The 23,383-nt window shown below is 36.1% G+C and carries 23 protein-coding genes; 11 read left to right on the forward strand and 12 right to left on the reverse strand.

The annotated features are described in order from the left end of the window. Positions 1-306: 306 nt before the first annotated feature. Positions 307-1,008, reverse strand: a complete 702-nt coding sequence (locus A2290_04995; GenBank protein OGC16852.1) for a hypothetical protein — start codon at positions 1,006-1,008, stop codon at positions 307-309. 297 nt (positions 1,009-1,305) lie between these two features. Further along, the gene (locus tag A2290_05000) at positions 1,306-2,871 is read right to left on the reverse strand and encodes a hypothetical protein (GenBank protein ID OGC16853.1); all 1,566 of its coding nucleotides are present in this window, start codon (positions 2,869-2,871) and stop codon (positions 1,306-1,308) included. 331 nt (positions 2,872-3,202) lie between these two features. On the opposite strand from A2290_05000, the gene A2290_05005 reads away from it, so the two are divergent. Continuing rightward, entirely contained in the window at positions 3,203-3,406 is a 204-nt protein-coding gene (locus tag A2290_05005) for a hypothetical protein (protein ID OGC16854.1), read from the forward strand. A gap of 94 nt (positions 3,407-3,500) precedes the next feature. Here the strand turns inward: A2290_05005 and A2290_05010 are convergent, their stop codons facing one another. Then, positions 3,501-4,610, reverse strand: a complete 1,110-nt coding sequence (locus A2290_05010; GenBank protein OGC16855.1) for a hypothetical protein — start codon at positions 4,608-4,610, stop codon at positions 3,501-3,503. A 77-nt stretch (positions 4,611-4,687) separates the two neighbouring features. Between A2290_05010 and A2290_05015 the strand changes: the two genes are divergently transcribed. Then, complete coding sequence (locus A2290_05015) at positions 4,688-5,200, forward strand: hypothetical protein (GenBank protein OGC16856.1); 513 nt, start codon at positions 4,688-4,690, stop codon at positions 5,198-5,200. On the opposite strand, the gene A2290_05020 is transcribed toward A2290_05015, so the two are convergent. Continuing rightward, positions 5,197-6,087 (reverse strand): hypothetical protein, encoded by an 891-nt coding sequence (locus A2290_05020; protein ID OGC16857.1) that lies wholly within the window; start codon positions 6,085-6,087, stop codon positions 5,197-5,199. The genes A2290_05015 and A2290_05020 overlap by 4 nt on opposite strands. A gap of 95 nt (positions 6,088-6,182) precedes the next feature. Here A2290_05020 and A2290_05025 point away from each other — a divergent pair, with 95 nt between their 5' ends. Beyond that, positions 6,183-10,982 (forward strand): hypothetical protein, encoded by a 4,800-nt coding sequence (locus A2290_05025; protein OGC16858.1) that lies wholly within the window; start codon positions 6,183-6,185, stop codon positions 10,980-10,982. 142 nt (positions 10,983-11,124) lie between these two features. Here A2290_05025 and A2290_05030 read toward each other — a convergent pair whose 3' ends face one another. Further along, positions 11,125-11,538: a hypothetical protein gene (locus tag A2290_05030; GenBank protein ID OGC16859.1), complete on the reverse strand. Its 414-nt coding sequence runs from the start codon at positions 11,536-11,538 to the stop codon at positions 11,125-11,127. 102 nt (positions 11,539-11,640) lie between these two features. Between A2290_05030 and A2290_05035 the strand changes: the two genes are divergently transcribed. Continuing rightward, a complete protein-coding gene (locus A2290_05035; GenBank protein OGC16860.1) occupies positions 11,641-12,030 on the forward strand; it encodes a hypothetical protein in 390 nt (129 codons plus the stop codon). 28 nt (positions 12,031-12,058) lie between these two features. Then, positions 12,059-12,556, forward strand: a complete 498-nt coding sequence (locus tag A2290_05040) for a hypothetical protein (GenBank protein OGC16861.1) — start codon at positions 12,059-12,061, stop codon at positions 12,554-12,556. A gap of 118 nt (positions 12,557-12,674) precedes the next feature. Here the strand turns inward: A2290_05040 and A2290_05045 are convergent, their stop codons facing one another. The 4 genes from A2290_05045 to A2290_05060 all read right to left on the reverse strand — a co-directional run bounded on the left by A2290_05045 (position 12,675) and on the right by A2290_05060 (position 18,747). Then, entirely contained in the window at positions 12,675-14,783 is a 2,109-nt protein-coding gene (locus tag A2290_05045) for a hypothetical protein (GenBank protein ID OGC16862.1), read from the reverse strand. A 19-nt stretch (positions 14,784-14,802) separates the two neighbouring features. Next, positions 14,803-15,999: a hypothetical protein gene (locus tag A2290_05050; protein OGC16863.1), complete on the reverse strand. Its 1,197-nt coding sequence runs from the start codon at positions 15,997-15,999 to the stop codon at positions 14,803-14,805. Between the two features lie 128 nt (positions 16,000-16,127). Beyond that, entirely contained in the window at positions 16,128-18,209 is a 2,082-nt protein-coding gene (locus tag A2290_05055; GenBank protein ID OGC16864.1) for a hypothetical protein, read from the reverse strand. A gap of 139 nt (positions 18,210-18,348) precedes the next feature. Further along, complete coding sequence (locus A2290_05060) at positions 18,349-18,747, reverse strand: hypothetical protein (protein OGC16874.1); 399 nt, start codon at positions 18,745-18,747, stop codon at positions 18,349-18,351. A 522-nt stretch (positions 18,748-19,269) separates the two neighbouring features. Between A2290_05060 and A2290_05065 the strand changes: the two genes are divergently transcribed. Then, complete coding sequence (locus A2290_05065) at positions 19,270-19,728, forward strand: hypothetical protein (GenBank protein OGC16865.1); 459 nt, start codon at positions 19,270-19,272, stop codon at positions 19,726-19,728. Further along, complete coding sequence (locus A2290_05070; GenBank protein ID OGC16866.1) at positions 19,728-19,961, forward strand: hypothetical protein; 234 nt, start codon at positions 19,728-19,730, stop codon at positions 19,959-19,961. Before A2290_05065 ends, A2290_05070 begins: the two co-directional genes overlap by 1 nt. A gap of 282 nt (positions 19,962-20,243) precedes the next feature. Here the strand turns inward: A2290_05070 and A2290_05075 are convergent, their stop codons facing one another. The 3 genes from A2290_05075 to A2290_05085 all read right to left on the reverse strand — a co-directional run bounded on the left by A2290_05075 (position 20,244) and on the right by A2290_05085 (position 21,122). Continuing rightward, a complete protein-coding gene (locus A2290_05075; protein ID OGC16867.1) occupies positions 20,244-20,609 on the reverse strand; it encodes a hypothetical protein in 366 nt (121 codons plus the stop codon). 1 nt (position 20,610) lies between these two features. Beyond that, positions 20,611-20,847: a hypothetical protein gene (locus tag A2290_05080; protein ID OGC16868.1), complete on the reverse strand. Its 237-nt coding sequence runs from the start codon at positions 20,845-20,847 to the stop codon at positions 20,611-20,613. Between the two features lie 68 nt (positions 20,848-20,915). Next, positions 20,916-21,122, reverse strand: coding sequence for a hypothetical protein (locus A2290_05085; protein ID OGC16869.1), 207 nt, complete (start codon positions 21,120-21,122; stop codon positions 20,916-20,918). 124 nt (positions 21,123-21,246) lie between these two features. On the opposite strand from A2290_05085, the gene A2290_05090 reads away from it, so the two are divergent. From A2290_05090 to A2290_05105, 4 genes are all read left to right on the forward strand, one after another. Then, on the forward strand, positions 21,247-21,444 hold the full coding sequence (locus tag A2290_05090) for an addiction module toxin, HicA family (GenBank protein OGC16870.1): 198 nt from the start codon (positions 21,247-21,249) through the stop codon (positions 21,442-21,444). 7 nt (positions 21,445-21,451) lie between these two features. Beyond that, the gene (locus A2290_05095; protein OGC16871.1) at positions 21,452-21,661 is read left to right on the forward strand and encodes a hypothetical protein; all 210 of its coding nucleotides are present in this window, start codon (positions 21,452-21,454) and stop codon (positions 21,659-21,661) included. 117 nt (positions 21,662-21,778) lie between these two features. Next, positions 21,779-21,973, forward strand: a complete 195-nt coding sequence (locus A2290_05100) for a hypothetical protein (protein ID OGC16872.1) — start codon at positions 21,779-21,781, stop codon at positions 21,971-21,973. A 20-nt stretch (positions 21,974-21,993) separates the two neighbouring features. After that, entirely contained in the window at positions 21,994-23,067 is a 1,074-nt protein-coding gene (locus A2290_05105) for a hypothetical protein (protein ID OGC16873.1), read from the forward strand. Positions 23,068-23,383: the final 316 nt, after the last annotated feature.

Here is a 23,383-nt window from a genome sequence, read left to right on the forward strand (position 1 = left end):
CGAAAGTATAGGGACTCTTTATATCCCGTTGGTTTCAGTTGAAGAGGTTCCTCGTGATGATCAAACGGAGAAAACAAAAAAACAAAATTTGCGTTAATAAGATATTAACCCCGATTATTCATACTCGAGTAATGTTTGACAATTTGTTGGTTATTGATTCTGACGTGAACCCCGATTATCCTAATCGGGGTGAATAATCGGGGTTAAAATATGTTAAGCGCCTTTCAATACTTTTGTTGTTAGGCGCTTTTAGCTAAAAACTTCGACTTCCACTTACACTCATCATATTCGCCCTGTGATATTTGTTCAACAATTGGATTGATCCATAACAAGGCAAATGCTAGCGATCCGATCCTCTGCTTTTCCGCTAAACTGGTTTGTGTCCAAAAGTATCACAAAGTTTGGAGTAGCATTTCCACTTTCACCTTCTATTGGAGGATAGATATCTTCAGTCCAAATTGGAAAAGATCGCAAGCTATTAGTTAAGGTTTGATCAACCCGCTTGGCGGTTAAAATTTCATTTTCAGTTGCAATTCTAAAGTAAGTGCCTTTTATATGATATAATCGTTCAGCAAATTCTTTGGCCTCAATTAAGCTTACATGGTGTAATATTTCTCCTTCTTTTGAAGGATCGTCAAGAAGTAAGGTCAATTGATTTGCGTCATTATCGGTTCCTTGGGGTTTATATGTTCCCATGACTTGTTTAAATAATTTAACTTTAACGGGGCCCATAAATTGAAGATCATCTGCAATAGAAACCATAGATGGAAGTTCTATCTCTTCCGCACTACTAGAGATACCATAATCACTCATTGCTGGCTCCACATCTACTACACATGATTGTTGCCGCATACTGCGAATTGTGTCTAATTTTTCTATAGTATCTTTTGGTCTGAATTTGTAAGGAGAACCTGTCAATCTTTGTCTTATAATACTTGTTACATTTACATTTTCATCTGCAGAACGAATCCTTAAGCTGCTGATGGCTACATATGTATTTACATTCATAATAATTACTCCTTAGCTTTAACACAATTTAATCTCTATACAAATTGATCAATCCTAGTCAAACTGCCTTTTTCCCAACAGATACATTTCTCTCCCCTCTCTCCCCATAATTGTCTTACGTATATATCGGTTTTTTTTTTTGAAATTTCAGGTGAGTTTTTTAGCCAAGAAGATTTGCAAGATTTGCAAGGATTTGGAAATCTCTAAACCATAGTCAAAAACTTCGACTTCCACTTACACTCATCATATTCCCCCTGAGGGGTAGAATCCCAGACGATTCATAATGTTGTTTTAGCATTATTTTGTTATTTCTTGAAATTCTTTTGTTTCGCGAAGATACTTAAAGCTTTTTTCTTTTTTCACCTCATCTTTATAGTAAGGGCTGAACTTGAATACTTTTTTAAGTAGAGGGAATATCTCTTTTTTGTTTTTTAATTCAGCAAGCACATCGAGTTTATTTAAAAACGGACCTATAAAATCTTCCTTGCTGATGCGCTTTGGATAAAGTTCTTTAGCATAGCCTATGGCAGTATCAAGAGCGACTAATGCTTCTTCATACATTTTTAATCCTATATAAGCTATTCCCTTTTGTCTCCATGCATAATATCCATTTGGATTGATATCTAAGGATTTTAAGCTTGCCTCTAACATTTTTTCCCAATTTTGTTGTTTATAATATTCATAACATAGCCGATCCCAGGTTTGTTGGTTTTGTTTGTCTTTTTCTGTACTAAAAAAAGCCTTTTCTGTTTGTTTTTGAAATATGCCCATAAGATTCTTTTTGTTTTTCCAGGTAGATTTTTCCTTGAAAGCGGCGAAATTGTTGGGATTTTCTGGGGAATCATTTTCTGCTAGTTTTTCTAAAAATAAAGCTGTGTGACTAACTATGATAGCTTTGTCTTTTTTTGTTTTTAGCATTAACTTCTTAAATTCTTCATATTCGTCTAATAAGTATAATCTCCATAGCCAGTATATTTTTATAGTTACTAAATCGGCGTTAGAAGAGTTTTGCATCTCTTTATTAAAGATGTATTTTTTTTGTATAGACAAATTTTCATCTTCTAAGGATGATGGGTCTTGTAGGAAATTTATGATCCATCTGGAGCGTTTATATAAATCTACAATGTTTGATTTTGGAAGACATTTTGGATTTATTCCAGATATAAAAGGCAAGCTTTCGTCGATATCTGTTATTATATCTAGGTTTTTATCTTTAAGGTTGACATTTTTTGATATAAGATTAAATTTGTTTTTTATATCTTTAATAAAATCTAAGTTTTCAATATCTTTTCTTTGTATGTTTTCATATTGTATGTTTTTTCCTTTTAAACCAGCATCTAAAAGCATTTCTAAGTGATTAAGATATAAAAAAGATTGGATTGAATCTGCAACAAATCTTATTTCATCTGATTCTGGCGAATAAACTATAATTTCCGAGAATTTCTTGTCAACTGTCGCGAAGTATGTGTTGCCACTTATGTCAGACCCGATAAAAATTGAATTTGTAAAAGCCATTATTAGATATAATTTGTTTTCCAATATGTTTTCAAAAATATTAGTTTGCTGGCTTGGGATGGGAAATTGGTTAAAATCCCAAAATTGTATAGGACTCGGTGTTTTTGCTTTAGAAAAATCATATTTATCAATAAATTGAATAAATGCTTTTAAATCGGGGGGTAATTGCACATTAAAAAGGGTTTCGATCTTTTTAACATTATCTTGCTTGTCTTTTTTTTCTTCAACTCCTTTTATATTTTTGAATTCATCAAAAAAATGTTCTTTAAAATAACTTTCAACTTCAGAATATTTTTTATTTGGCATATTATCTTTCTCCTTAGGTGTTTGATCAACAATTGGATTCATAAGGCACACCCGCTCATAAAATTATTTTAGCATATTTTTTGATATAGCAACTCGCGAAATGTATACAGAGTAGCTGTTGACCCCTATCTCATAGCCGTATAACATGCTGACTGCTCTATAATATGTCGTAAAATAGAAGTATGATAAAAAGGCAAATTGAACTTATCTTAGAATCAAATCGCGAACTTACGGTTGGAAAACTTGTTTTGAGCTTGCCCCGAGGTAATCGAGGCTTGTCGAAAGATTGGATATTAAAAATTGCTTTTTTAAACACCGCTCAACTGGTATAATATCACTTAGAAAAATATGGTTTAGTAGGAGGCGGTAGGTAATGACACAAACAAAGCATGATCTCCTTCAAAATTTAGATAAAATAACAAATGAGCTTGCGATTTTAACAGGCGTCCGTGGGATGGACGCATTAATTGTTCAAACTGCCAAAGAAAACGGATCTTTACTTGTAAGTTTAGACAATGAAAGGCTAAAGCTTGTTAAAGGTAAAGTCTCCATTAAAAATCCTGAGAATTTAATTTAAAATATAAAGAACGAACTCACTAACTGACGGTTGACCAGACACAATGAAATTCATGATTTTTTAGCCAAGAAGATTTGCAAGGATTTGGAAATCTCTAAACCATAGTCAAAAACTTCGACTTCCACTTGCACTCATCATATTCGCCTTGAGGGGTTGAATCCCAGACGATTCCTCCTCCGATTCCAAGCTCTCCTTTTGATCCTTGGATTAAAAGGGTTCTTATCGGAATATTAAAAAACATATCTCTTTCAGGCGTGATATAGCCGATCGCCCCTGTATAAATTTTCCTTTCCTCTCTTTCAAGCTTACGGATGATCTCTATCGCACGGATTTTTGGAGCTCCTGTTACGGAGCCGGAAGGGTGGAGAGCTTTGAATATGTCAAAAACTGGGATTTTGGGATCGATTTTTCCCGTTACTGTCGAGGTCATTTGAAATAGAGTTTTATATTTTGCAACTTCAAAAAGAGATAGAGCTTTTATATCTACCCCGATTCTTCCTAAATCATTTCTCAAAAGATCGCAAATCATTATATTTTCAGCCCGATTCTTTTTATCATATTTAAGTCTTAAGCCGCCAAACAGGCTAGAAAAAAGATTTTCCCTCGGCCATGTCCCTTTCATCGGCTTTGTAAGGATTTTCTCTCCTTGTTTTTTTATGAATAATTCTGGAGACAAAGATAAAATCTTGAAATCTTCTGTTTCTATATAAGAGGGATAGGGGACAGGCTGTTCTTTTAGTAATTGTTTGTATAGAGAAAAAGGTTTGCCTGTAAAGCTGAAGCTTGATTTTAAGCAGTAAGTAATTTGATAGACATCGCCTTTGGCAATATAAGAACGGATTACTTCTATATCTTTGAAATACTCTGCTTTTGAAATGTTTTTTCTGAATTGCAGGATTTTTTCTTTCTGATTTTCTTTCTTTGAGCTTGACCATGAAGGGTCTGTTACGCGCTGAGAATGAGGTTTCTTATATACTCCAAAGTGGATTAAGGGGAAATGATATTCTTGTTTATCCTGCAGGCAAGGCTCAAAAGCATATCCTGCTTCATAAGACAAAAACCCTGCCAGAAAATAGCCTGATTTCAAAGCTTTTTCTATTTTGTCAAAACACAAAGGGACATCTGCAATGTTTGAACAGGAGATAATCTCTGTAGGATTGTCAAAAAGGATAGGCTTTTTCTCAAATTCAATTAATACAATCATTTTTTAAAATTATACCATTGCTAAAGCCGATTTTAGGTGTTAAAATCATGGGCGAAATTACAACGCTGGAGGTTTACATGAAAAAAATTTATTCTGTATTTATTATTTTTGCTGCAATCTGTTTACTTTCTGTTCCATCTTTCGCTGTTGGGTTGGGCAATTTAACCATTTCGGCAAATGCCGGCCTTTATACGCCTTCAAATGGGCAATCTTCAATTATGTATGGAGTTGCGGCCGATTACAAAATAACTGAAAACTGGTCTTTGCGGGGAGCTGTCCAGACAACAACCTACAACCAGAACGGAGTTCAAACAACTTATACTCCTGTGACGGTTGATTTGATTTACAGTCAGCAGATTCTAAATTTAAAGCCTTATCTTGGCGCCGGCGTCAGCTATAATATGATCTCCTCTGGCGGGGTGTCCACCCAAACGACAGGCGTGCAGGCGGAAGCCGGAATTTCATGGGCATTAGGCGGATTTAACGCGGGATTTGAGCTTAGATACTTGATTCCTGATGTAAATCATATGGAGAATGGAGCCATGACTTACAGCGGTTCTGCTAATGGATCTGTAACAAGAGTTCTTTAATTTTTAGCTGTAATTTCGAACTTTCTTTCTAATTTAAGAGGATGGTAGGAGAGTTTTGATTTTCTAAGCCCAGATATCCCTACATCTTGTTCCAAATTAATATATTTATATTTGTTAAAGGTTTTATTGCATCCTTCCCATAAAAGAATTTGAGAGCTCCCCTGGACAGTAACATCTGTGTATGAAAAATGGATTGAAGTCATATTGTTTGACAGAGGGCTGCTAATCATAAAACCTTTCATCCCTTCATTTGTCATAAGCGCGCCGCCGTCCAGATCTAATTTTTTAAAATGGGAGAAGGCCATTTCTAATGCCTTTCTTTGGGAGAGATAAGAAAGCTTATGAAAAGACTTTACTTTTTCTTTTGCTTCAAACCATTGTTCAAAAAGATCCAATGCTTGTTCTTGTAATCCGGCATCCATTTTTACATAATTATACTCTGGAAATTTACGGATAAACCTTTTAATGTGATTTCTTTTGCCGTCGTATTTTTTCCCTTTAAGGTTTGCCAGTGTTTCTGTTTCGTAAATATAATCTCCCTGTGATCTTAAACATTTTATATTGTATTTGTGTTGGGGGATAAGAGATATAAAGCTTTCTGATACACGGGATAATTTATCTACATGTTTTAGGCATATATTGACAGTTTCTTCAAGCTTGTTATTGCCCAAAGGTTCCAGAAAATATGGCTTTTCATTTAAGTTGTTTACAAGTATGCATAAATTATCATTTATAATTGTAAACTGAGGCCTGTCGAAGTCTTGCCAGACCATCAAATTTGCCAAATTGAGTTCGCAGATTTTACGAGAAAATAAAGCTAAATGTTTTTTGATTATCTCTATATCTTCAATCAAAATTGGTTTGAATTGCGGATAATTTGGAATCATATTTATAGGGTCATTTTAACTTGTTAAACGTCTGGATTCAAGGGATGTTGCAATTTTAAGCCATTTTTTCCGATATATATGTAGAAAATAATACTATGATTTTAGCTCCAGGAACAGTAAAAAATAATAGAATTTTCTCCTCTTCTTTGGCTGGAATTTTTACTAAGAAGCCAAGGCGATTCCCCTTTGGCTTATTGGCCTCTTTTGCAATTACCTGTGCCGGTTATTCAGAAAAGAAGTGTGCCAAGTTATTTAAACCTGGGAAACTTGTTTCTGCGCTTGAAAGAGTTCAGAGAAAGAATGGGTATGCTCTTGCTCCTGAACGTATGGAGCCACTGATCCACAGACAGAGCGCTGATCCATCTCAGGCTTTAAGCGAAGGGATTGTAAATGCGATTGAGGTTTTAATGGAGGGAATTATGAATGGGAAGGGGATCGGAAGAAATGGGGAGGGACGCCTGCAGATGTTCAGGTTGATAGCCGGAGATGAGAAAGCTTCGATGCGACTCACTACGAAGACCAAGGAAGGGCAGGCTCGCAGAATAAATTGTTATGGTGTAGCGGGAGATAATTCTGATGTTACATCTGAGCTGGAAGAGGCTGATGATTTTCCTTGTAAAAGCGGGACAAAAATAGAGGTTAACAAACGATTGACTGCAGGGGAAGTAAGAAGTTTTGAGCAATATATCGAAAGGCAATTCATCTTTGTAAGAGGTGTTGCGATTTATTTAAACGGACGGTTAATAAATCCTTTAGAAAATATAGAAGAGCTTGGATGCGGGATAGAAAGGGTTGAAGGCAGGGTGGAAGTAACGATTACTGATAAAGGATTTTCAATCTATGATAATGGGCGTGGGATGACGGCTGAGAATTTAGTCAAAAATTATTTAATGATAGGTGCTTCTGACGGAGAGCAGGAACCCTCTTATGATGACCAAAGGCTCCCTTTAAATCTTTATTCATTTAAAGATCAAAAAGGGGATAGCGAGACAGCGGAAAAGGAGGGTTCACAAAAAAGGAGGGTTAGTATCCTATTGTGGGGGGTTGAAATGCAGGGGATTGAAGTTGAGGTTTTAAACGGAGTCGATATCGCAATTGAGATGGGGACAGGACTTAGAAGGCCCAAATCTTCAGACAGGGTTGTTTTTGGCAGGGAAGAGCTTGCAAGAGTTGGTAAATTAATTGAGAAGATTTTAACAGAGGATGGGGATAAAAAGTGGGCGAAACTTAATACCCTTATGGCGGCAATGGATAAAATAACTTGTGAAGATGGATTTGACTTGTCAGCAATGGTGCGCCAAGCAATTTTTTATACGGGAGAGCTAAAAGAAGGGGTTGTTTTTGTCCCTAACCGTGGGGCGTTTAGGTTTTTGAAAATTAAAGATGGAGTAAAAAAGATTTATCTTGATGATAGATTATTTTCTTTTGATCCTGACAAAGGGGGATTGGCCAGAGCTGATAATAAAGTTTATAAAGGGAGGGGGGTTACAGTTTGGGTCGGAGATTTTGGAAATAACCCCATTATATATGAAGATGTTCAAAACAACAGAATACTGAATGTTCGATATGCTAATAACCCTTTTATGTTCGATCATTTTTTTAATAGTGATGTAAGGGGAAAGAGAAAACACGGAGATATCGATGTTGCCTATGGATTAAGAGAAGATATTGAATCCGATGTTTTGGAAGTAAAAAAAGAAGGATCTGGCGGATCACGTTTAAAACTTAGAAGTGTTAATGATCTTTATTTGGATTCTTTGATGTCTGGAGGGAAGAGGACTAGAGAGGAAGCTGCCATAGTTTTAGAGAAATTAAAAAAAAGAGCTCAAGAAGCGAGGCAGAGAGGATTTGGGTATATCTCCCTGATGGATTTGCTTTTTGATAAGATGCCATTTGCTTCTTCGGAAATAAATTATTTTGGGATGATCAGAAAGACTCAAGGGGTTATGTCTCCTGATCTTTATGATGATATTGGCAGACCTCGGGGAAAATTGATTTTAAAATATGGAGTGGAACAGGTTGAACAATTAGAAAGGATTGTTTGTGCTTCTGCCGGAGGAGGAGCTTCTATTGTTGGCATAGAAGAGAGAGAGGGGAGATTGTATGTTGTTTCTGCCAGAAGTGATGTATACGAATTAATGAAAAGCAAGGTTCCTTCCTCAGAAAGAGGATTTTTTATGGAAAAGCTAAAAGTTTTTTCTGCCGGAAGTGCAAGAAAACAAAGAGAAAAAAGTTTGGCTGTTTCTTCAGGCGACCAGAGTTTTTCAGGAATGATATCTATTAATTCTGTAATAGATTACTCACATGACAACCTTAAATTTGGAAAGATAAATGTACCCGAGGCTATTTCCTATAGAGTTTATGAAATATTAACAGACAGAGATTGCGGGTTAATCGCATTTCTCTGGGCTACAAAAGAAGGGTTGTTTGAGTTTGGGCCAGCTGATATTGGCGATGTGGATTTGATTTTACCTGAGACGTTTTCTGCGGGCACGGCTTGGGCAAGTTCTTCTGCAGACTATAAATTACAGGTAAAGAGGGGTGATTCTCAATTACGCAGAGTTATAAGAGGTGATCATGTTCAAGGGGTTTATCTGCCGATCTTTGGGTATGTTGGGGCTGATGCTGTGAGAGCGTTAGGAGATGATCTGGTAAAGAAGATCGAAAATCGTGTTAAAAATATGAAGTTTACAGATAAAGAGCTGTATTTATGTTTTGTTGAAAAAATTTGGAACGAAATGAAAGAGATAGATGTGGCTTTATTTAAGAGAGTAATAAAACGATGGGATGATATGTTTGATCTTTTTAAAATTCAGGAGATAACTGATATTGTTAAGTTCTTTAATGATGGATATCATTTTTATCGTAGTGTAGTTAATGGAAACGTACGTCTTTTGACCGAGGAGGATCATAAAATATGGGTGAAATATTTTAGGGAAGAAGATTTTGGCAGTGGAGCAAAGCTTAAAGATTTTGAGCCCAGCATTGTAAGCGGGAAAGGGATAAGAGAAGTTGCACGCAGTCACGACTTGTCTTTTTATACCTGGGCGTCAAGGGTGCATGCGGGCTGGTGGGAGAAGGGGGAAGCAGAGCATCAGAGACTGCTTGAGGAATTTTCAAGATTAGAACCTCAAGCAATAAAAGTCTTAAATAAACGGCTTGTCTCTACCGCTTTAGGGCAAGAATTGGCTCCTGCTATAGAGATAAGGGAAAATACTCAAAATGCAATGGATGCGCAGAGTGAAAAGATTGAAATAGAGACATCTTTGCAGGAGAAAAGCGGGCACATTTATCATGTTACCGAATATAGGGATTTTGGCAGTGGTATGACACCTCTTAAAGCAAACAAGTCCTTTTTAAACATTGAAGACAAGAACAAAGAAGCGGTTATTGCGGAGCTTGGAGAAGAAATTGTTAAAAACATAGGTAAAAACGGGATAGGGTTTAAAACCAATTTTGCCGAAGCCGATTTTGTAAGGGTCAAAACTTCCGTAGGAAAGGGGACGATAATTGAGATTGATTTTAAATGTGTCAGAGGGGAAGATAGAAAATTAAAAAAGATAGAAGTGGAAAGTTACAGAATGGTAGACGGTAATTTTCAAGGTACATGGATTGAGGTTGCAAAAGATATGGGAGCTGTATCTTCTCTCGGGGTTGTTGCGCTTAAGCGTAAAGCTTTGTTAAAAGACATGGCGCTAAAAAGGAAGGCTGAAAAATATGTAGGATTAGTCCGAGGGATAACAGTGATATTTAATAACCAACCTGTATGTGAAGAGATTTTGGATAGAAAGAGTGTATCTCTTGAAGGGCTTGGAACCTTTTCAATTTCTACTCTTAGCATACCTGACAGTCGCCAGCTTCAAGCTCCCGGATTGTGGATAAATGATGATGAGGATTCGGTTTTTATTCCTAGGATACTAAAGAGAGATAATGCGGTATTTGAGTGGGGAGAGGATGTTGAATTAACGAGGGGGCGTGGGGCTGTAATGGAGAGTAAGAATGTTGGCGAGAGGGTAGAAGCTTATCTGAGAGCCGCTAAAATGATAGAAGACTACCTGTTGAAAGGGATTCCTGTTTCAGGGGTCCCTTATGACTATTTTTATAATTTAAAAATGGAACTTAATATACCAAAAGATGTTTGTGATGATGCCGAGGCTATAAATAGAGGGGAGCTATTAAGTGTTGACTATAGAAAGTATGTTGGAGAGAGGGAGAATGACTTAATAGTACTTCTTAGTTTAATAGAAGTTGAAGATAGAGATGGCAAAAGGATATCATTGCATGATTTAAAATCTGAAGTTTTTCGTTTGGCAGGGAATTCGAAAGATGAAAAAATAGAAGTTGTAGTTGATAACTCCCTGGTTGGCCAACACATAAAAGATCAGATGTTGAGGGCTGTTGATGCCCTAAGAAGTGACTTGTCTTTGGTTGAGAGAGCTGAAATAAAGGGAATAGATTTTGTAAGTGACGGTGATCTGTCGCAGGAACAGAGGCGGTATATAGAAGATGCCAGAAAAATGCTTTCTGCTTTGGGATTAGCCCATGTTGTTAAAATTTCGGTTTACTCCGATCCTGATGACAGGGCTGATGCCCGTGGAGCAGGGGGACGTATCATATATCGCAAAGAATATCTTGATTCTATGTTAGACACATTAAAATATATTTATCCTATTATTGACAGGGGTTTTTTTGATAAAGAGGTTTTAGCTTTTTATTTTGATTCTGTTGGCCTATTAAGGCATGAATTGGTTCATGCCTTTTATCCTCAATTTGATCGAATAACTCACGGAGAAGATGATGCTATATGCAGATCTTTTGCCTATAATTATAGGGAGATAGGTTTGGAGTTTATTGGGAAAGGCTTTAATCCATTAAACGGGTTGTCGGGTCGTTAAAAGGTTTAGCCTGTGGGACTGTTGCAAATGGTCATTCCCGTGAAAACGGGAATCTATTTCTCAGAAAACAACCCCGATTATAATAATCGGGGTTAAGATGGATCTCCGCTTTCGCGGGGATGACAAATCGCAAAAACTGTCATTATGCAACAGTCCCCTCTTTTACCATACAGACACATTTTCCAGGAAAACAATTTTCACATTCCAATGAATTTTTTGAAGGTAGGAATGATTTTTGTTTTGTAATTTTAAAACCGAATTTTTTAAAAAATTCGGGGATTATTGTATAAAGATAGATCGATTTATCTGATTTTTTGATTAACTCTTTTAGTATAAACGACGCGATCCCCCTTTTTTGGTGGTTTTGGGAGACGGCAAGCGAACTCAAAAAAAAGAAGTTATCGTAATTTTTTAATTTGACAACTCCTGCTATTTGGCCTTTTTCTTCCGCGACATAGAAATTGTCTAGAGTTTGATCTTTATAATCTTCATCAACATCTTTAAGGATTGTTATGATTGTTTGATAATCTTTTTTAATAGCAGGTCTGAATTTCAAAATTCAACTCCCCTTTAGTTCTAACAAATTTTAGGCTTGATTTCAACTAATTCATATGAGAAAATACTGCAACAAAACACTTTTATTCATTTGGAGAATAATTTGGGAGATATTTTCTTAAAAAAGATTCTTTTTGGTATTATTGTGACGATAACTTCGCCTGTATGGATTCCTCTATGTATGTTATATGGTGCGATCGTAGGTCCCATAGGGTATGCGGTCTTTTTTTTCCAGAACTTGAATGAGAATTATATATGTCAGGAATTAAGATACCAGGAATATTTGAAGAGAAGAGATGCTGGGGATATTGATCCTTTGGAGCCTAAACTTTCTTCTCCTTCAAGCTTTGTTTTTACGTCAATTTTATTCTCTCCGGTTATTCTACTTATATCCCTGGTTTTGGGGATAATGTTTGGATGGATAAAGGCGATTGATGTTTTTTATAAAAGGCTTTATCGGAGATTTTTTCCCATAGATTGGGCTAGGATATAAAAAGGGGAAAAAGGAGTGGTAAGATAAAATGTTTAAGCCATTGATAATGGTTGTTGACGATGAAAAAGATTTAGCAGATGATATTGCCGATCTTATAAAGAGTACGGGGAAATATGATGTTACAGTTGTTTATTCGGCAAAAGAGGCGTTAAATAAGATTGATCAGCATAATTGGCTTTTGGGAATCCCCAAAAACAGGATAAATTGTATTATTTTAGATATTAAAATGCCTGAAATGGATGGGATGCAATTTTTAAATAAATTATGGAAAATAAGAGAAGAGCAATATCCTTTAGGGAGTGAATTAAGCCAGGGGAGAGACTATATACCCGTAGTTATTTTAAGCGCGTGGGAAGACAAGGAGAAATGGGAGAATACTCCCAGAAAACTTGAATATTTAAGAAAGCCTGTTAAGGAAGATGAGCTTTTCGCCGCTCTTGACAGGGTTATGAAAGGACGCGCGGAATATTGTAAAATGTGGGAAGAAGTTGAACAGAAGGGGAGGGAGCGAGGGTTTTTAAAGTAGATTTTTCTATAACTGTTATTAACCCCGATTATTCATACCGTAAGTAATGTTTGACAATTTGTTAGTTATTGATTATGGCGTGAACCTCGATTATCCTAATAGGGGGGAATAATCGGGGTTAAGCTGACGGGAAGATTATTTTAAATGTTGTTCCTTTTCCCTCTTGGCTTTGAACTTCAATTTTTCCTTTGTGGGTTTCGATGATTTTATGACTGATTGAGAGCCCCAATCCTGTTCCTTCATGTCTGGTGCTGAAAAACGGATCAAATATCTTTTCAATGTTTTTTTCCGCGATTCCGATTCCGGTATCGCTTATTTCCACCGCCACTCTTTGAATATGATCTTCTGTTGTTGTATAGGTTTTAATTGTCAATGTTCCGCCGTCAGGCATAGCGTGGAGAGCGTTATCTACAAAGTTGGTTAAGACCTGATGCAGATCATCGGCGATCCCTATTATTTGAGGGATAGGTTTTAAATCTTTAATTACGGTTACCTTCCCCAATGTCGGAATAAATTCTATCAGATAGTCTTCTATCAATTTATTAAGGTCGACCCCCATTTCTGTTCGTTCTTTTTCCTTTGAGAGGTGTAACATTTTATCGACAATGTTTTCTATTCTGTCTACATGCTTTATATATTTTTCTTTAAATTCTTTAAGATAGTCTATGCTTCTAGCTTCCGCGGGTAGTTTGCTGATACCGAGCCTTATTACCGCAAGAGGATTTCTTATTTCGTGCGTGACTCCTGCCGTTAATGTCCCAAGCGAGGCGAGCCTTGTTGACCTGTTTAACATCTTTTCTGATTCCATAAGCTTTCTTTCTGTTGTTTCAAATTTTTCTTTTACTTCTTCGTATGGCCGTATGCGGTCAAATACAACAAGCATATGATTCATGATGGTTTCAAATAAAGTGATATCTTTTGAATCGTAAGAATTTTCGGATGCTTTTTTGCCTATTATTAGAAAGGCTTCCAGGTGATCAGAAGAGAAGAGCGGGATTAGGAGTTCTCCTTTTGTCAGGTGCTCAAAATCCTTTATACTCTCTTTTATGTTTGAAGGAAGAGTCTTTAAAAATATGGGGATAGGGCTTATTTGTTGTATAAAGGGGTGATTTGCTTCTATTTTGGGGAGGGTATCTTCTTCGGTTGCGGTATAACTTTGGGGGGTTCCGTCTTTTTTTTCTTCGCTTACATAAATACAGATGTTATCAATTTCCAGGGTCTTTTTTAATTTATCTTTTAATAATTTTGCCGCCTCTGATATTGTGACTGCGGGGATCAGTTTTTCGGTCAGCTCCTTAATGAGAGAATCGGAATCGTAGTGACCTCGAATAAATTTTCGTTCACCTGTTGTCTGGATAAAGAGTCTGACGCGTTGGAATGTTTCTCCGACTAATACACCGTAAGGGAGTGACCAGACAAGGATAAGCCACGGATGTTTTATGGATACAACAGACAAGTGCAGCGAGAATAGGGCTGCATAAATGCCGCCGAAGAAAAAGATTGTTATGATCCATGCGGTTGTACGGTTGATAATGACGTTTATGTTCATGAGATCATGTTTGGTGATGGCGTATGTGGTTAAAATAGGAAAAAACATAAAAAGATAAATTCCATAGGGTGGAATAGTACCAAAGATAGGATGAAACTTATCGAAAACAAGAATGAAAGCCGTTGATCCTCCTGTATAACCAAAAGCGGTTGCAGTAAGAAAATAAATTGTTTTTGTTTTTTCTTTGCCTTGAAGTGTAAAGAGTTTTTTTAGTATTAGGCAAAAGCAATAAAGTACTACTACAAAAAAATAACCTACAAAAAACAAATAATATGTAGATGGATTAGTATAAAATGTAAATTGCCATTTTTGAGTTAGAGGTGCACATAGTTCTCCTGCTATAAAAAGAAAATACTGAAAAACAGTAAAAATCGCCAATATCCCTATATCAAGAGTTAAGTTTTTTGTTTGTAGTATGTATTTATGTATAAAATACAAGAATGTAATTGGAATTGAAATTGCTCCCAAATAATGTACAAAATAAAAGATGTTTGCAGTATTAATATTTGGCGTGATTGTTAATATCCCTAAACCAAAACTCCATAAAAAAACAGTTGTACAAAAAGCAAACCATGATAAGTATATAGGATTTTTTTTGTCTTTAATTATTCCAATAAAACCTATTAAAAACACTATTATAGATAAAAAGATTATAGAAGAAGAAAGAAATAGTCCCATTTTTTAAGAATTCCCCTTATTATTTTGGCTTATTTCTGCCATATTTATTATGAATACTAACATATGTTCCATTTATTACAGCGGAAGCTGTTGTTATTTCTCCTGCAAGGACGCAAGCTGCTATGATTTCTGCTAATTTGTTGGCTTTTCCTGTTCCATAACAACCCATAATTTCTAGACATTCTTTTTGTGTTGGAAGCCCCGTTCCTCCTCCTATTGTTGCAACAAGTAAATTATACAATGTTGATTGTATGAATAAATCTTTTCCATTATTCATTAGTTCGCAATATGTGGAACACACATGGGAGGAACTAATGTCTGCTACATCTTGCCCACAGGCTATAAAAATTGCTGTAATTGCATTCGCTGCATGGACATTTACTGCTTGTACTCCTGCATTGTGTCCAATTTTTGTGCATGCATTAAAAAAGTAATTCATTTGCGTGGGTGTAACATGTAACCTTTTTATAAGTTTTTCTGGTATGGTAATGCTTGCTACGACTTTTCTTCCATATCCTGTTTTATGATTTAATATGGAATAATGTTTTACTCCACTATAATGTGACCTTAAAAAATAAGATACTCCTGTCTTTTTTTTAATTTCTTCACATACTATATACGTTGCATTATTTATCATATTTAATCCTTGCGCATCTCCTGTTTGATAAATAAATTTTGTTACTAAAAATTTGCCTATATTTTCAGTCTTTATTTCTAATAGATTTAAGTGCTTACTTGTTGATTGTGCGAGCTCAACAATTTCTCTCCAATTTATTGTTAGCATCTCCAGTACTTTTTGCTCATCTTGATCTTTTTCAACTATAAAAAATGGGCTTATGTGAATGCAGTTAGATAAAATTTTCGTATTAATTCCGCCTGCAAGATTTGTTAGTTTTGATCCCATATCATAACTTAAAACCAGAGCGCCTTCTGTTGTTGCAAGAGGAATGAGATAGTCGCCACAAGCATATTGTCCATTTACTTTTAAGGGGCCTGCAAGACCAATTGGTATTTGAGCCACGCCGATTAGATTTTCTACATTCCCTTTGAATTCTTCCGGATTAGATGAAAAAGAATTAATATATTGAAGAGGAATTCCGAGAGAATCGCTTAAAAAAGAATTTTTTTTGAAAATACTTTCTTTATCAAAATTCTTTCTTAATGATGTTTTTGGCAAGATTTCTTTTGTTGATTTATTTCCAAATTTTTCAGACAATTCGCATCAACCCCTTTGTTTTTATAATTATATATGCTTTTTTGCCCCAATCAAGCTTTTTCGCACAAAAAAATGTGCGGGATCAAGCCCTCGACCAAACCCTCGAGAGACTCGGGTGAGGGTTCCCTCTACAAACTTACCACAAACTTACTTCCTTTTCCCAAAGTGCTCTCTACGCCAACCTTTCCCCCATGCCCATCTATAATTTTTTTCACAATAGCAAGCCCAAGACCCGAGCCTTCTTCTTTAGTTGTATAAAACGGCTTGAAGATATTTGTAAGTTTGTCGGCTGGAATACCGGTTCCTGTGTCGGAGATGGAAATCTCGACATTGAATTTAGCTTTCGTGGAGGTTGTAATTGTGAGAGTCCCACCGCCCTGCATAGCATCAATTGCGTTGAGTATCAGATTAGTAAAGACCTGCTCCAATTCTTCTTCATTAGCCTTAATGAGAGGAATTTCTTCAAGAGAAACCAATTGCTTAACGATTTTAATCTTTTTCCTATCACAAGTCCCCTCAAAAAGCCTCAAAACTTTCTCAATAGTGTTATTGACATTAACAAGCTTCTTCTCGCTGGACGATTCTTTGCCGTAACGGGAGAGACCTTCCGCCATCCGCTTGATTCTTTCAATTTGTTCGGGGACGACCTCGTTAAAATCTTTGAAAAATTGAGCGTCTTTATCTAAATATCTTTCTTCAGCAATTTTTACAAATCCACTTAGCGCAGTAAGCGGATTTTTGATCTCATGAGCAATACCTGCGGCGATAGTGCCAAGAGATTTCAATTTGTCTGTTTGAAGAAGTTGCTTTTGAGTCTCAAGTCTCTCCTGTGTAAGTCTTGCATTTTCAATTGCGATTGAAAGGTGTGGGAGGAGAGTTGATAAAAGGTATAGTTCCTCGAAACTGTAAGACCACATGTTATCTTTTGCTCCTGCAAGGATGATTCCTATCAAAGAGCCTTTGAAAATAAGCGGCATTGCGAGATGAGATTCAAGCTTTTTGAGTTCAGAGACGAGGTTCTCTTTTTTACCTTGCTCAAGATCATCAAGAGAAACGATCTGATTTTTGTTTAGTAATTCTTGTACGATAAAAAAATTATCACTTATAGATGTGATGATAGGGGAGGGAAATGCCGCATATGATTTGTATTCACCCCGATTAGGAAATCGGGGTTCACTCTTTTCTTTGTTCAGGAGAAGGATTTGTATATGTTTTGCGGAAAGGGAGTTTTTTAGCGACTTTGTGATAAATGAAAGAAGCTCGTTTAGGTCAATTATCGTTGTTGAAGCTTCTGCAAATTCTTTGAGGGACTTTTCAAGAAGATACTTTTCATGAAAGAAGGTTTTGTCGATGTAGCGCTGGAGTTTTGATTTTAGGGGTTGGAAGATAAGGGCTAATGCAAAAATTGAAAATATTGATATGACAAAGAAACTGAATTGCGAAAGAACATGGAACATTTCGCCCAAAACAAAGAGAACGCTCAAATATGCGCCGGTTAATATGGCAACAATAATCGGATAAACAACGCCTTTGCGGATGATGACGGTAATGTCCATGAGACGGTGGCGGAGGATGGCGTAGGCGACGATAGCCCATCCTGCTGTGAATAAAAAAGTAGCTATTGGATAAAGCGGAACCCCATAATCTATGGCATATTCAGTTGTTGCAAAGAAATATAAAAATAAAGTTATAGCAATATATTTTATTTTGTTCTTATTTATACTGTTTGTGCTGATTTTTAAAGCGTTTTTAATTAATCTAAGAGCTTCAAACATAAAAAAGAAAACCCCGACTAAATATATTGCAAAAAAACCTCCAGCTTTTGGGTAATAACCCCACCAAAAATCTCTATAACCGGCAATAAATATATTTGATGTCCATATCAAAAGAAGAAAGATGGCACCAAAAAGGTAAGAAAAAAATATTTTTACTTTTTGTGATTTTATATTAAGAAAAACAATTGTGAAGTGATAATAAGTAAATGGTATAAAAACAATAACCGAAAAAGCAATGCGGACAATGAGTTCTCTTGCTAATGGGTTGTTGAAAAAGTAGGAGATAAACCAGCATATTTGCCAATAAAGAGTTTCAAAGCACAATAAAGCAAAAAGTTTGTTGATTGGAGAGTGCTGATTTTTTAAAAATACAATAAAACCCAATCCTAATGTGAAAAAAGATGTTAACAATGCTGGAATTGAATAAATGCTCATTTAATGACTCTCGTTACTTTTAAGCATAGACTGAAGGGGAGGGTTTGGCAAGGGGGAGTTTAAGAGTATCAGGATACCAGAGCATCAGAAGGAGAGTTCAGAGGATCAGATTATCAGAAGGTATGGATTAAAACCCAATTTATGTTAAATTTTTTGACCCTTTATTATTAAAAACATCTTGTTTGTATCTGGTTCTTTTAATTAAGCCGTTAATGCCTCTTTTGATTTCTTCGTATATATCAATCATTTCTTGGCATTGAGTGGAAGCCAGATATTTTTTACTTTCAAAGTCTCTTAAGTGATTTTGAGTTTCACTTGCTTCTTTCCTTGCTATATAAAAAGCTTTCATTTTGTCTTTAAAGTAATAGCTTTCATTGCCTTCGGCAATATTATCCTTGACAGATTTTGATGATCTTTCAATTTGATATCTTAAATTGTATTTTTCAGTGAGAGGTAGAGTTTTGCATATTTTATAAATGTTCAAATGTAAATTATTAGCTTTTTGCCATACCCACAATTTTTCATGAGACGGTTTTATGTTTTTCCAATCCTGATTTGTTATTTCTTTTTTCATTATTTTTCATATCTCCTTAGCAATATTTTTTTCTGATACTCTGATAATCTGACCTTCTCCTTCTGATATTCTGATGATCTGATACTCTATGCTGTTCCCCAGCAATTTTCATACCGCAAATTAGACAGTGGTAAGCAGAGCGCAGAAATCAAAATTTGTAGCAAAAGTCGTCAGTTGGAAGTGGAAAGTGACGAGAAATATAGCAGTTTCACCTAAAGTTTTATGACAAACATAGTCCCTTTGCTTACAGTGCTTGCTACTCCAACCTTTCCCCCATGCCCATCTATAATCTTTTTCACAATAGCAAGCCCAAGACCCGAGCCTTCTTCTTTACCCCGATTATCATAGTTGGGGCGAATAATCGGGGTAAAGTTGTATAAAATGGCTTGAAGATATTGGGGAAGATTTGGTAAGGGGAGATGGATTTGATTTCAGGGTTTGGGTTAAGGCGGAATTTCTTTGTTTGGTATGGTAAAATTAAATTATATGAGGTTGTGCTTGAATACTAATGTTTTTTGCAGACCATTTGATGATTTGTCTCAAGAAAGAATCTTAAAAGAAGCTATGGCTGCTAATAAGATTTTTATTTGGGCTCAAGCCGGCTTGGTTGAGATTTTGGCGTCAGAGGCAAACTTAACAGAAATTTTTCTCATAAAAAATATGTACAAAAAAGATGCGGTAGAGTCTTTGGTGCTTGCGGCTTCGGCTAATGCCATTAAACTTGAAAATTCTACGATAGAATTGGCGGATACTATTTGGGAAGAAAATATAATGAGCGATTATATGGATATTTTGCATTTGTCTATGGCATCGGCCTCAAATTGTGAGTATTTTTTGACATGTGATGATGAAATTATAAAAAAGAAAAAACATCTCGAGAAATTTACTAAATGTATAATATTGAATCCTGTTGACTTTGTATCTCTCATGGAGGTGAAATTTTGATGAGTTATAATTTTAGGGATGAAGTGGTTGAGGAAGGCTTGAATATTTTGTATAAAAATTTAGGAGCAGTTAAAGCGACAAAGTTTTTACAAATCTTAACAATTCCAAAAAGTGATTCCGTAAAAGATATTGAAGGTATAACTGAAGGAATGAATAAGGAGACAGTTCTCTCTCTTATCGCTAAAACAAAAGAAAATAATAAAGAATTATGGGAAAAAATGGGGCTACTTTAGCTGTTAGATAGTAGCAGGGTACCCTGTTATGATTTAACCCCGATTATTCACCCCGATTAGGAAATCGGGGTTCATACCTGAGGAAACTTCCAACACTTTGCTAGAATTCTGTTCGTCTATGAATAATCGGGGTTAACTCCCCGCATGTCCCACCGCTTGGCATTGTGTCAATTGAGTTATAATCATTTAATGACTCTCGTTACTTTTAAGCATAGACCGAGGGGGAATGTTTGGCAAGAGGGAGTTTTTGAGTTGTGGGTTTGGTTGTGGGGTGAGAAAAAATTATAAACCTTTTCTAAGTCTATATCTTTCACCTTCTAAAATAACTAAAGCTTTTTTGATTTCGCCTAAATCCACTTTTTCAAAAAATTCTTTTAAAACGTTATTAATTTGTTCTGAATTTAATACATAAGAAACTCTCATAACAATTATTCCATAATATTTGCCAGGAACAAATTTTATTATGTTTGAAAAATCCAAATCTCTTGTTATTATTATGCATTCATTTTTTTGGGCGAAAAGAAAGATTTCATCGTCTAAAGCATTTGTCAGCCCAACATCTTTTACGTGTGAAGCATCAAACCCCATGCTTTCTAGTAAGATTTTACTGGAATAAGGAAGATTTGCGTCTATAAGAAATTTCACCAAACTATTTGCCTTTTGCCAAAGTATAGGCTTCTTCTGAAGAGACTACGTCTACGGCATAATTTAAGCAGGCCAATATATCTTCAAATTCAATCCCATATTCTTTAATAACTTCTTTGTATTCCATTCCTGCCGCCAAGGAACCCAAAATAGCATGAATAGGAACCCTTGTTCCGTTAATAATTGGTTTACCGGCCAATATTTTAGGGTTAATTGTAATTCTCATTTTGGTTTCAGCCATGAAAACAGCCCCCTTTTCTTTAAAAAATTTTATTTAATAATTATATCATAGAGAAAGAGAGAGAAAAGCTATAAAATTACCACAAACCTTGTGACTCTCCCTTCCTCACTTTCAACTTCAATCCTCCCATTATGCCCTTCAATAATCTTTTTGACAATAGCCAACCCCAATCCTACCCGATCTTCTTTTGTGGTGTAGAAAGGCTCGAAGATTTTGGCAAGGGGAATTTTGATGCCCGAGCCCTCGGGCAAGCCCTCACCCAAATCCTTTGGCAAGAGCAACTTTTTAGGCAGTCATCCTCTCCCTGAGGGAGAGCTGCCATTTTATTCTGATGATCTGATGTCCTTAAAAAAATTATTGTTTTATGGGTAGTAAAAATGATAAAATATAATAATAAAGATGAAAGTTCGTGATGTTATAAAAATGATTGAGGATGATGGATGGTATTTAGTTAGGATCAAAGGAAGCCATCAGCAATATAAACATCCAGAGAAGCTAGGGAGAGTAACAATAGCGGGGCATCCTAGTCATGATTTAGCTCCCGGGACGCTAAACAGTATTTTGAAACAATCTGGATTGAAAGAAAAAAAGGAGTAAACTAATTATGAATCGTTTTCTTGTTGTTATTGAAAAAGCTAATGGTAATTATTCAGCTTACTCGCCTGATTTGTCAGGATGCATAGCGACAGGTTCTACTCGTGAGGAGGCAGAACAAAATATACATGAAGCAATTGAAATGCACATAAGTGGTCTTATTGAAGATCATATCCCGATTCCAGAGTCTGTATCATTTGCAGAATATGTAGCTGTATAATTACCAAATCCTAATGTTGGGGTTTCTTGAAACCCGCGCATTTTTTTTCTTGGAGAGAGTTTTGGCTACGAACTTACTTCCTTTTTCCAAAGTGCTCTCTACTCTGACCTTCCCCCCATGCCCATCTGTATTTTTTTCACAATAGCAAGCCCAAGACCGGAGCCTTCTTCTTTTTGTTGTATAAAATGGCTTGAAGATATTGGGGAGGATTTGGTAAGGGGGAAATCTAGGGTTGTCAGAGTATCAGAAGGAGAAGGGTTGGTTCTGGAAAAAGAGAAAAGTTGCTTTTTCCAAAGCGCTTTGATAGTATAAAATATCTTGGAGGTGCTTTCATGGAAAAATTTCTGGTGATTGCTTTAGTAATTGTTGTACTATTTTCTTCTGCTTCATTTGGACAAATGCTTTTAGGAGCTAGATCTTCTGGTATGGGTGGCGCGGGAGTTGCCATATCTTATGATTTATTTTCTTCTTATTATAATCCTGCAGGCCTTATGAAGGCTGGAAATGCAGGTTTTCAGGGCTCTTTGGGGGCTTCTTATGACGGCCTTGATAAACTTTTGGCCTCATATACCGCAGCTGCCGACCCTGCTAAGTTTATTTCGGATAATTATGCCAATAAGCTGGATGTAAATGGGACCATCGTTGGATTGCTTGGAGCCAATATCAATAAGATTGGATTGTCTGTTATCCCCACAACAGCTTTGTCTTTTAGTAAGCCGTCTAACAGTTTGGATGCAAATGGCTCTGCAACAGGAAATTATAATGGGGTTTTAACTTTTGGGAAAACTTATTCATTTTCTGTTCTTCCGGATCTGAGTTTTGGCGCCAATCTTAAATATATTGGCGGCATTGATGGTTCTCTTGCATTTTCAACTACTACTCTTTCCGGTTCTCAACAATGGAATACAAGATCAGGTTTTGGCGCCGATATAGGGGCTCTTACTACTTTTGATGTCCCATTTGTAACTTCTCTATCCGCGGGAATTGTGGCGAGAGACCTTTTTGAAACTGTTACGACTGCTTCTAAATCTCAAACAGTTACGGCTGATGCCACAAGCCAAACATATACATATGGGCCTGTACAGGATCTTGGGGCTACAACTGCCTCCATTAATCCTTCTTATGCGGCGGGTATTTCAGCCAAAATTCCTGGGGTGGCCCTTCTTGTAGCGGCTGATTATGAAATGAAGAATATAGGCTCAAATACGCATTTTGGGATAGAATATCCTTTAATGTTGGGGACTGTCGCGCTCAGGGCAGGAATTGCTTCAGGGGTTGATGCTTCTCTTACAACTTTAGGCGCTAAAATTGCCCTTCCAGTATTTACCTTAAATACTGCATGGATCATAAACAATACCAATTCAAAAAACAGCTCGATTGTTATAGATTTTGGCGCGATGATATAAACCCCGAGTATCATAATCGGGGTTGATTTTTGAGTTCACCATGAATGATCGGGGTTAATTCACAGCAATTTTCTAGTATTGTTCTACATAAGAAGAATTGGCAAAATTGCTTAATGAATGGAAAGAAAAATTTTAAATTACGTGACAATTTTGACTATTGATAAGATTATTTGCTTTTTTGTAATGGGCTATTTTCCCGGCCAACTGCTGATATCCTGTCCGTCTTTTTTCTGACTTTCTCTTTTATGTATCACAGACAACAGCCCTCACCCAACATTCAGACAAAAGAAAACTTTTTCTATTATATTTTGCCTTA

The organism is candidate division WOR-1 bacterium RIFOXYB2_FULL_36_35 (assembly GCA_001771505.1).
Classification (GTDB): Bacteria; Margulisbacteria; WOR-1; order XYC2-FULL-46-14; family XYC2-FULL-37-10; genus XYB2-FULL-36-35.